The sequence below is a fragment of the Geoalkalibacter ferrihydriticus DSM 17813 genome, from assembly GCF_000820505.1.
GTDB classification, from domain to species: domain Bacteria; phylum Desulfobacterota; class Desulfuromonadia; order Desulfuromonadales; family Geoalkalibacteraceae; genus Geoalkalibacter; species Geoalkalibacter ferrihydriticus.
On the sequence record NZ_JWJD01000002.1, the window covers coordinates 466,240 to 475,000 of the forward strand.

Consider the following 8,761-nt stretch of genomic DNA (forward strand, 5'->3'; position numbering starts at 1 on the left):
GCCTCGCCATGGCTGCTGACGCCCTGTTTCTATGCTGACTTTTACACGGATCAACCGCAACATTCGTTCGATCAAAAGGTACCGCAACATTCTGGGTATCCTGATCAAGTACGGCTTTGGCCATGTGGTCGAACAGCTTAATATTGATTATTACCTTGAGCTCGGCCGGCGCATCGTCACCCTCGGCACGGCGCCTAAAAATATCGACAGGTTGAGTCAAGCCGAACGCCTGCGTCTGGCCATGGAGGAGTTGGGCCCAACCTTCGTCAAGCTCGGACAAATCCTCTCCACGCGCCCCGACGTCATTCCCCGCGAATACATTGAGGAGCTGAGCAAACTGCAGGACAATGTGCCGCCGGTGCCCGTGGCTGAGTTGCAAGCGCAGATTCAGAAGGAACTCGGCCAGCCGGTAGAAGACCTTTTCGCTTACTTCGACCCTGAGCCCATTGCCGCCGCTTCCATTGCGCAAGTTCATCGGGCGCGCCTCATCAGCGGCGAGGAGGTGGTCGTCAAGGCCCGTCGACCCGGTATCGCCAAGACCATCGAGATAGATCTCGATATTATGGCCGGCTTGGCCTACCTGGTTGAAAACCATCTTCCCGGCGGCGATCTTTACGATCCAAGCGGCCTGGTCAAGGAGTTTCGGCGCACTATTCACCGCGAAATGGACTTTACTCGAGAAGGGCATACCATTGATCGTTTTGCCGCCAACTTCGAGGGAGATGAAACCGTTTATTTTCCAACTGTGTTCTGGGAGGTTACCGGCGACACGGTCCTGACCATGGAATACATAGAGGGGTTCAAGGTATCAGATCTCGATCTGCTGCGCAGTGGTGGCTATGACCTCAAGACCATCGCCCACCGCGGCGCCGATTTTTTTCTAACCCAGGTTCTGGTCCACGGAATGTTCCATGGCGACCCTCACCCCGGCAATTTCTTCATTCTCGAAGAAAATGTCATTTGCCTGCTCGACTACGGTATGGTGGGCCGCGTTGATGATGATCTGAAGCAGCACCTGATTGATCTTTTGCTCGGCATTCTCAACCGCGACGTTGATCGCATTCTCACGCTGATGCTCTTTTCGGGCGACATTACAGAAGAGACCGATCGCAAGGGACTCAAACGCGATCTTTACGAATTCATTGATGATTATTATGAAATGCCTTTGGGGGATCTCAATGTCGGCCGCCTTCTCATGGAATTCGTTGATCTGATGAACGCCTATCGCATTAAATTTCCTGCTGACCTAATGCTGCTGGCGAAGGCTCTGGTGACGGTCGAAGGCCTCGGCCGACAACTTGATCCTGAATTCAATATGATTGAACATCTCCAACCATTTATCAAAAAAATGGTTCATCAGCGGCTGTCCCCCGGAAATATTTCCCGCGGCATGTACTCCCTCGTCGAATCCTATACTTCACTGGTCAGGAATTTGCCCCGTGACCTCAAGGAATTCATCAATCGGGTCAATCGCAACAAATTCAAGATCGACCTGGAACACCGCGGCCTGGAGAAACTTATTTCAGAGTTTGACAAGTCAAGTAACCGCTTGTCCTTTTCCTTGATCATCGGTGCACTGATTGTCGGCAGCTCCCTCATCATACAGAGCGACAAGGGCCCTCAACTTTTCGATTTTCCAGTTCTTGGCCTACTCGGATACAGCATCGCCGGCGTGCTCGGCCTGTGGTTGGCAATCGCCATCCTACGCTCCGGCAGACTTTAACAACTGTGGTCTTGGCGCAACACCCACCTATGGTTAGGGTGCAACAAACACACCTTCTCACACTGTCACCCCTTGAAAGCTTTCCTTTTAAATCAGAGCACTTAGCCCCCTCCAAAAACCTGGCAAACTCCTTGCAGGGATAGACGCTAACATACGAACGATCTGACCCTGCCCAGGAGGCAAGTTTTGATTTTCCAGTACACAATTGCAAACCCACTGATGATTTCAGGTATCGGGCTCCATTCGGGGCGCCGCATCAGTATGAATCTGCGTCCCGCCAAAGCCGGAACCGGCATCCTTTTTCATCGCGCCGAAGGCGAGCGCCGGGTGACCATTGAGGCCAACTCGGCCAACGTCATAGATACCCAATTAGCGACGGTACTCGGCAAGGGCGGTCTGAGCGTTTCGACGGTGGAACATCTGCTTGCGGCCCTGAGTGCGCTGGGCATCGACAACCTGCACATTGATATCGACGGGCCCGAAGTGCCGGTTCTCGATGGAAGCGCCGCTCCCTTTGTCGAGTTGCTGCAGAGCGCTGGGGTGCGCCAACTTGATCGCAGCCGCAAGTTCCTCGCCATCCGCAAACCGATCACTCTCGTCGAGGGCGAAAAGCGGGTGACACTTATTCCGTCGCGTTTTTTCCGGGTAAGCTTTGACATTGCCTTCGATCACCCAAGCATTGCGCAGCAGCATTATTCCTTTAAATGCACTGCCCAGGCCTTTCGCAAAGAGATCGCCCCGGCCCGCACTTTCGGCTTTCTGCAAGAGGTCGAATATCTCAAGGCCAACGGCCTCGCCCGCGGCGGCTCCCTCGACAATGCCATCGTTATCGGTGAGGAGGGCATCCTCAACCCTGAGGGACTGCGCTATGCCGATGAATTCGTGCGACACAAAATTCTTGACAGCATCGGTGACTTCAGCCTGCTGGGTTATCCTCTTCTCGGCCACCTTAAGGCCTACAAAGCGGGCCACGATATAAACCATAAAATGGTTGAAAAAATCCTCGCCAATCCCGAGCACTGGAAACTCGTCGAATTCAGTGACAAGTCTCTGCGCGAATCCAGGCGCGGCATCTTGCCGGCCTTCGCCGGAGAATTGCTACCGGCCAAGGCCTGATAATATCTTTCCAGACATTTAACTCTTCTCAAAGCAGCCGTTCAGGCTGCTTTTTTTGTTTTTCGATCTGACTTGCAAACAAAGGGACAAATCGCCTAAAATTAATCTTTTAGACTATCAGGGACGGCTTAATGACGACCATGGAAAAACCAGATCAGCAACAGGCCGAGTTTCGCAAACGACGTCGCGAATGGGCCCTCATCCTTCTCTGTCTTCTGCTGGTTTTTGCCCTCACGCAATATGAGTCACGTCTCCTTGACCTGTCTTCCGGTGTATCCCTGACCAACGGCATTCTGGTGCTGGCCCTGATCAACATCAACCTCCTGTTGATTCTCCTCTTTTTTTTCCTGGTTTTTCGCAATCTCTTCAAGCTGATTCTGGAACGGCGGCGCGGCGTGCCAGGAGCGCGCATTCGCAGCAAGCTGGTCGTGGCGTTTGTTGCCCTGTCGCTGGTGCCGACCATGCTGCTTTTTTTTGTTTCGGCAGGCTTTATCACCAACACGATAGAGAACTGGTTCAACAGTCAGGTCGAGAATTCTTTACAGGAGTCTCTGGAGGTCGCGGAAACTTACTACAAAAACTCGGCATCCAATGCGCTGTACTACGGGGAGCAATTGGCGCGGATCATCAAGCGGGACCGCCTCCTCAATGAAACCAACCTGGATCGCCTTACGATCTTCATTCAAGAGAAGCAAAAAGAATATAACCTGGGCATTGTCGAGGTGTTCTCTTCCACCTTCGAGGAACTCGTAAGAGTCACCAATCCGGATGTCCCCGCCGCCGAGTTCACTGATCCCGGATCTGACGCCATTCGCGAAGCCCTGCAAGGCAATCGCTTTACCCGCATCACCCCGATCGGCAAGGCCGACCTCATCCGTGGTATCGTGCCCGTCTATTCGAACTGGAACCCCGATGATGTCGTCGGGGTCGTGGTGGTCAACTACTATGTGCCCCATTCCCTGGTCTCGAAAATGAAGGAGATCAAGGCATCCTTTGAACAGTACAAGGGAACAAAAATGGTCAAAGGGCGCATTCAGATGGGATACGTCGTCGTGCTGCTGCTCATCGCCCTGGTTATCATTTTTCTCGCAACCTGGTTCGGCTTTCACCTTGCTCGGGGCATCACCGTACCCATACAGGAGTTGGCTGTAGCGACCAATCGGGTGGCCCAAGGAGATCTGGATGTTCACATCGATCTCACCAGTGACGATGAGATAGGCACCTTGGTCGAAGCATTCAACACCATGACGGCCGATTTGCGTAAGGGGCAAAAGAGCCTGCAGGCGGCCAACCGCGAGCTCCAGATTTCCAATCTGGAACTTGATCAACGGCGGCGCTACATGGAAATCGTGCTGCGCAACATTACCGGCGGTGTCATAGCCATCGACAAAGGCGGCGATCTCACGACGGTGAACAAGGCGGCGGAAAAACTGCTCAACATTAAGAACAAAAAAATTCTCGGGAAAAATTTCCGCGAGGTTCTTGACCCGGAATATACCCCCCTGGTCAGAGAAATTTTGCGCGATTTGCTTGAATCCGGCAAAGATTCGATCAGCAAGCAGGTTACCATTCCAGTCCATGACAGCAAATTGACGCTATTGGTCCATGTCACGACGCTTCGCGATGAGAGTGGCGAGTTTATGGGAACGGTCGTCGTCTTTGACGACCTGACCCAACTTATCAAAGCTCAGCGTATGGCCGCTTGGCGCGAAGTTGCGCGCCGCATCGCCCATGAAATCAAAAACCCTCTTACTCCGATTCAACTATCGGCTCAACGACTGCGCCGCCGCTACCTGGACAGATTCGGCGAGGACGACAAAGTGTTTGACGAATGCACTGCCATGATTGTTCAACAGGTCGATGAACTGAAAAACCTGGTTAACGAATTTTCCAATTTTGCACGCATGCCGACCAGCCGACCCAGCCCCAACGACCTCAATCAGATAGTGGCCGAATCCCTGATTTTGTTTCAGGAAGGACATAAAAACATTCGTTTTTCATTTCGACCTGATTCTGAACTCCCGATTTTCAATCTTGATCGGGACCAAATCAAACGCACTATTATCAATCTGCTCGACAATGCAGTTGGCGCGATAGATCAAGAAGGCAGCATTACCGTTTCCACGCACTTCAGCACTGAGCTTCAGATGGCGACCCTGACCGTGGCCGACACCGGCTGTGGAATTGCACCACAAGTCAAGCCGCGCCTTTTCGAGCCGTATTTTTCGACAAAAAAATCAGGTACAGGCCTTGGCCTAGCCATCGTTTCCTCTATTATTTCCGATCACAATGGCTACATCAGGGTACGCGATAACAGTCCACGCGGCACCCAATTTATCGTTGAGCTGCCGGTGGGTGAAAGCACCCTCAGCAGTAAATCTTTCACTGCCTGACAAAAGACTGAAATTATGAAAACAATTTTGATTGTCGACGATGAGACCAATATCCGCCTGAGCCTTGAAGGCATCCTCCTGGATGAGGGTTTCCGCCCGGTGTTTTCCGCAAGCGGTGAGGAGGCTCTTGATAAAATTCGCGAAGAAAATCCAGATCTCATGCTTCTCGACATTTGGATGCCCGGAATAGACGGACTGGAAACCCTGCGCAGGGCAAAAGAGCAGTGGCCGGATCTGCTTGTGGTTATGATGAGCGGCCACGGAACTATTGAAACGGCGGTTAAAGCCTTGAAGTTAGGAGCCTATGACTTTATTGAGAAGCCCCTGGCTCTGGAAAAAGTCCTTACATGCATTCAGAATGCCCTCAAAATGGGCCAACTCCTCGAAGAAAATCGCTCCCTCAGGGCGCGTTTTGCTAAGGCTGATGAAATGATCGGCAACAGTGAAGAGATTAGCACCCTCAAGCAACAGATCTCCATCGCCGCCCCCACCAGCGGTTGGGTACTCATCACCGGGGAAAACGGTACCGGGAAAGAGCTCGTGGCGCGCGCTATCCACAATTTTTCGCAACGCAGGGATAAACCATTTGTCGAGGTCAACTGTGCCGCCATTCCTGAAGATCTCATCGAGTCGGAACTCTTCGGCCATGAGAAGGGTTCATTTACCGGCGCTACAGCCTTGCGCAAAGGGAAATTCGATCTTGCCCATGAAGGAACCCTTTTTCTTGATGAAATTGGGGATATGAGTTTGAAAACTCAAGCAAAGGTGCTGCGCATACTGCAGGAGAGAAAATTCGAACGAGTTGGCGGTAGCCGCACCATTGAGGTGGATGTGCGGGTTATTGCGGCAACCAATAAAAATCTCGAGGAGGAAATTTCCCAGGGGAATTTCCGTGAAGACTTATTTTATCGCCTCAACGTTCTCCCCTTTCACGTCCCCCCTCTGCGCGAACGGAAAGAAGACATCCCAGCGTTGGCCAAGCATTTTCTCGAACATTTCTCACGTCAGGAGAGCCGCGAAATCAAATCCTTAACCCCGGAAGCTGTGACCGCTTTGAAATATTATTCCTGGCCCGGCAATGTTCGAGAACTGAAAAATTTAATTGAACGTCTGGTGATTATGACTCCCAGCAATGAAATCACCCCCGCACATCTCCCCGCACATCTCACCAATCGCCAAGATAATGGCAACGTGCGACGCCTCGGCATTGAGGCCAGCAACTTCAGGGAAGCCAAGGAGGACTTCGAACGGGAGTTTATCATGCAGAAGCTCGAGGAAAACGACTGGAATATTTCGCGCACTGCGGAATTCATCGATTTGGAGCGATCCAACCTGCACCGCAAGATCAAATCCTATGGGATTGAGCTGAAAAAATAACCTACGGTGCAAAGGGGAGTTTGTTACTGCTGGCGGGAACTAAAGAGTGACTCAAGAACCAAAAGACAAAAAGCCCACCTCATGCGAGGTGGGCTTCAAATAAAGCTTTCAGAAAACAAAAGATCGTTTTTTTCAGAAAACAAAAGCCCCTGGTAATCAGGGGCCTTTGCCGTAAAAACATTCCGGCGGCGACCTACTTTCCCACACAGTCTCCCGTGCAGTATCATCGGCGCTGTAGGGCTTAACTTCTGTGTTCGGGATGGGAACAGGTGTGACCCCTACGCTATCGCCACCGAAAATCGTGTAATCGGTATGCAATTGCTAAGACGATTCTCTTTTTGGATGCATGGGTTTTTTCTAAAGCGCAATTTTGTATATGGAAGAGGCGGGGGATGGGGAAACCATCCCCCGCTCTTCACGGTAAAAACTTTTTATGGTCAAGCCTCACGGTCGATTAGTACCGGTTAGCTCAGAGCGTTGCCACTCTTACACACCCGGCCTATCAACGTCGTCGTCTCCGACGGACCTTTAGGGGATTGCTCCCGGGGAGATCTCGTCTTGAGGGGGGCTTCCCGCTTAGATGCTTTCAGCGGTTATCCTGTCCGAACATAGCTACCCTGCCATTGCCCCGGGCGGGACAACAGGAACACCAGCGGTTCGTCCATCCCGGTCCTCTCGTACTAGGGACAGATCCTCTCAAATCTCCTACGCCCACGGCAGATAGGGACCAAACTGTCTCACGACGTTTTAAACCCAGCTCGCGTACCGCTTTAATTGGCGAACAGCCAAACCCTTGGGACCGACTTCAGCCCCAGGATGCGATGAGCCGACATCGAGGTGCCAAACCTCCCCGTCGATGTGAACTCTTGGGGGAGATAAGCCTGTTATCCCCGGAGTACCTTTTATCCGTTGAGCGACGGCCCTTCCATACAGAACCGCCGGATCACTAAGACCTGCTTTCGCACCTGCTCGACGTGTCTGTCTCGCAGTCAAGCTCCCTTATGCCTTTGCACTCTACGGCTGGTTTCCAATCAGCCTGAGGGAACCTTCGCGCGCCTCCGTTACACTTTGGGAGGCGACCGCCCCAGTCAAACTACCCACCAGGCAGTGTCCCTGACCCGGATCACGGGCCTAGGTTAGACGCCCAGAACAACAAGGGTGGTATTTCAAGGACGACTCCACCGAGACTAGCGTCCCAGCTTCATAGTCTCCCACCTATCCTACACATGCTGTCCCGAACGTCACTGCCAAGCTGTAGTAAAGGTTCACGGGGTCTTTCCGTCTTGCCGCGGGTACTCGGCATCTTCACCGAGAATTCAATTTCGCTGAGTCCCTGGTTGAGACAGTGCGGAAGTCGTTACGCCATTCGTGCAGGTCGGAACTTACCCGACAAGGAATTTCGCTACCTTAGGACCGTTATAGTTACGGCCGCCGTTTACCGGGGCTTCGGTTCACTGCTTTGCTTGCGCTGACAGATCCCCTTAACCTTCCGGCACCGGGCAGGCGTCACACCCTATACTTCCTCTTACGAGTTTGCAGAGTGCTGTGTTTTTAGTAAACAGTCGCTACCGCCATTTCTCTGCGACCCCCTTCGGCTTCGCGTGCGAATCGCTACACCTAATGGGGGCACACCTTCTCCCGAAGTTACGGTGTCATTTTGCCGAGTTCCTTAACCAGGGTTATCTCAATCGCCTGAGCATACTCTGCCCGCCCACCTGAGTTGGTTTGCGGTACGGTCTCTTGTTACCTGAAGCTTAGAGGCTTTTCTTGGAAGCATGGGATCAACCACTTTGTGAGCTTAAAGCTCTCGTCATCACGCCTTGACGTTGAATGGGAAAGCGGATTTGCCTACTCTCCCCGTCTACACGCTTGAACCGGGACGTCCAACACCCGGATGGCCTACCCTTCTCCGTCCCCCCATCGCAGTAACAAGAGGTACAGGAATATTAACCTGTTTCCCATCAACTACGCCTTTCGGCCTCGCCTTAGGGGCCGACTAACCCTCAGCAGATTACCTTTACTGAGGAAACCTTGGGCTTTCGGCGTGCGGGTTTCTCACCCGCATTTGCGCTACTCATGTCAGCATAATCTCTTGTGGTTCCTCCAGCCGTCCTTACGGTCGACCTTCAGCGGTTGCCACAATGCTCCCCTA

The 8,761-nt window shown here is 52.5% G+C and carries 4 protein-coding genes and 2 rRNA genes (1 of these 6 cut by a window edge); 4 read left to right on the forward strand and 2 right to left on the reverse strand.

What is annotated here, in order from left to right:
- The first annotated feature begins 31 nt into the window (after positions 1 to 31).
- The 4 genes from GFER_RS08325 (at position 32) to GFER_RS08340 (ending at position 6,609) form a co-directional block, all read left to right on the forward strand.
- Positions 32 to 1,723 carry an ABC1 kinase family protein gene (locus GFER_RS08325; protein ID WP_040098291.1) on the forward strand — a complete coding sequence of 564 codons (1,692 nt, stop codon included), beginning with the start codon at positions 32 to 34 and terminating at the stop codon, positions 1,721 to 1,723.
- 186 nt (positions 1,724 to 1,909) lie between these two features.
- Entirely contained in the window at positions 1,910 to 2,839 is a 930-nt protein-coding gene (gene lpxC, locus GFER_RS08330; protein WP_040098293.1) for a UDP-3-O-acyl-N-acetylglucosamine deacetylase, read from the forward strand.
- A 131-nt stretch (positions 2,840 to 2,970) separates the two neighbouring features.
- Positions 2,971 to 5,232: a sensor histidine kinase gene (locus GFER_RS08335; protein ID WP_040098296.1), complete on the forward strand. Its 2,262-nt coding sequence runs from the start codon at positions 2,971 to 2,973 to the stop codon at positions 5,230 to 5,232.
- Between the two features lie 12 nt (positions 5,233 to 5,244).
- The gene (locus tag GFER_RS08340) at positions 5,245 to 6,609 is read left to right on the forward strand and encodes a sigma-54-dependent transcriptional regulator (RefSeq protein ID WP_040098298.1); all 1,365 of its coding nucleotides are present in this window, start codon (positions 5,245 to 5,247) and stop codon (positions 6,607 to 6,609) included.
- 180 nt (positions 6,610 to 6,789) lie between these two features.
- Here the strand turns inward: GFER_RS08340 and rrf are convergent.
- Positions 6,790 to 6,906: ribosomal RNA gene (gene rrf, locus GFER_RS08345) — 5S ribosomal RNA — on the reverse strand.
- A gap of 136 nt (positions 6,907 to 7,042) precedes the next feature.
- Positions 7,043 to 8,761 (reverse strand): 23S ribosomal RNA (locus GFER_RS08350) (it continues 1,237 nt past the right edge of the window).

What these genes read in the sequence shown, in the direction of transcription:
- GFER_RS08325 (WP_040098291.1), top strand. Translation starts at nt 32, where the DNA reads ATGCTGACTTTTACACGGATCAACCGCAACATTCGTTCGATCAAAAGG.
- GFER_RS08335 (WP_040098296.1), top strand. Translation starts at nt 2,971, where the DNA reads ATGACGACCATGGAAAAACCAGATCAGCAACAGGCCGAGTTTCGCAAA.